Below are 268 nucleotides of genomic sequence, written 5' to 3' on the forward strand. Positions count from 1 at the left end.
GCGCATCCTGTTGCCGAGCATGCTGCCCTACGCCATGGCCGGGCTGTCGAACCTGTGGCTGGTGCTGGTCAAGGACAGCGCGCTGATCAGCATCGTCGGCTACAGCGAGCTGCTCTCGGTGGGCAAACAGGCGGCCGGTTCCACCAAGCATTACCTGGTGTTCTACCTGGCGGTCGCGGCCTTCTATTTCGTCATCACCCTGGTGTCCGGCAGCGTGTTCCGCGTGCTCGAACGACGCACCAACCGCTGGCTGCCCCAGCACTAGGAG

1 protein-coding gene is annotated in these 268 nt (G+C 64.2%); it reads left to right on the forward strand.

Annotated features, from left to right (window positions below):
* Window positions 1-265 (forward strand): ABC transporter permease subunit (locus tag SB725_RS31500; RefSeq protein ID WP_410923338.1); only part of this gene is annotated, 265 nt, incomplete at its 5' end.
* Between the last annotated feature and the right edge of the window lie 3 nt (window positions 266-268).

The sequence above is a fragment of the Pseudomonas sp. SIMBA_041 genome, assembly GCF_046535095.1.
Taxonomy (GTDB): Bacteria; Pseudomonadota; Gammaproteobacteria; order Pseudomonadales; family Pseudomonadaceae; genus Aquipseudomonas; species Aquipseudomonas mucoides.